Below are 1,203 nucleotides of genomic sequence, written 5' to 3'. Positions count from 1 at the left end.
TATGCTGCGGATGGTGGCACTAGGTGGGGGTGAATTAGCCCGTAGGCGGGTACCGTTATCAGAATTGGAATATCCCCCCGATAAAAATAGTTTAGTTAAGGAAGTAATTGAGCGTTTTAGCACAGCACGGTTATTAGTAGAAGGACAAGATAGTGAGGGAAATCCTGATGTCGAACCAGCCCATGATGCTTTGGTGCGGGGTTGGCAAAAGCTGCTGGAGTGGAAACAAAAGGATGAGGAAAATTTACTTCTACAACGGCGGTTGACGACCGCAGCACAGGAGTGGAAAAGCCAGCAACAGGCAAAGTTTCTTTGGCATGCTAACCCTCGTCTGGATTTGTTGAAAAAGGTACTGAATTCTGAGAATAACTGGCTGAACCAAGTGGAAGCTGAGTTTGTGCGGCGTAGTCTGCAAAAAAGGCGAAATGATAGCTGTCGATTAATTAGCTGTGTAACTGGATTGATTCTGGCTCTGAGTGGATTGAGCATCTTTAGTTTTAATCAGTTGCAGCAACTCAAATGCGCATCTGAGCAATTCCAAAGCGACTCTATGAAAGTACTAGGGGAATTTTCCATCAATACTGTATTGAACATTAACCCCACTTCTGAAAACAATCGAGTTCGTTGAGAGGTAAAGGCACTCATTGAAGCCCCTTGTACAACTCTGTTGGAATAAAAAAGTAAGGTATTTGCCATGTCACGCAACTATAATATAGCAAGTCTTATACCCATGAGGTACAAATCTCTGGGTTTTAGGGAGCAGGGACTTCGGAGCAGCGATGCAGCGCGGTCTTGGGGAGCCAGTGCGGTCTTGGGGGTTCCCCCCGGAGACGAAACCTTAGACAGTTGAGCCTTTATGATTGTTAGGCTATGCAGAAAAGGGGTAAAACTTATTGATTAAGGCTCAACTGTCTTACGGTAACTTCGGCGTAGCCGACGCTTCGCGAACAAACCATGAGCAACTGGCGTGGTTTCCCCCATGAGCGACTGCATCAAGACGGGAGCAGCGGATATGGGAAGTCGGAAGAGGGAAGAGGGAAAAAATAATGTGTACCTCATAGCTATGAGAAACGCTATAGACATCTCCAAAAACTGTTGGTACACAAGTGCGATTGGCCGTAGGCCACGCTACGCGAGTCACGCGTTCGCAAAGCGTGGCCTACGGCCTCAGCTTCCGCGCTTGTGCGATTGACCGTAGGCAGA

2 protein-coding genes are annotated in these 1,203 nt (G+C 47.4%); one reads left to right on the top strand and one right to left on the bottom strand.

Annotated features, from left to right (window positions below; translation table 11 throughout):
- A partial coding sequence (locus F6K20_RS39225) for an nSTAND1 domain-containing NTPase (protein ID WP_502708941.1) occupies positions 1-628 on the top strand: 628 nt, incomplete at its 5' end.
- A 269-nt stretch (positions 629-897) separates the two neighbouring features.
- Here the strand turns inward: F6K20_RS39225 and F6K20_RS39220 are convergent.
- Positions 898-1,059: a hypothetical protein gene (locus F6K20_RS39220; RefSeq protein ID WP_154659940.1), complete on the bottom strand. Its 162-nt coding sequence runs from the start codon at positions 1,057-1,059 to the stop codon at positions 898-900.
- Between the last annotated feature and the right edge of the window lie 144 nt (positions 1,060-1,203).

The sequence above is a fragment of the Moorena sp. SIO2C4 genome (genome assembly GCF_010672485.1).
Taxonomy (GTDB): Bacteria; Cyanobacteriota; Cyanobacteriia; order Cyanobacteriales; family Coleofasciculaceae; genus Moorena; species Moorena producens.
Note: the sequence above shows the minus strand (reverse complement) of the source record. Positions and strands in the feature narration are given on the sequence as shown.

Bases quoted from the DNA above. Each gene is read 5' to 3' on its own strand.
- F6K20_RS39220 (WP_154659940.1), bottom strand. From the start codon at position 1,059: ATGAGGTACACATTATTTTTTCCCTCTTCCCTCTTCCGACTTCCCATA.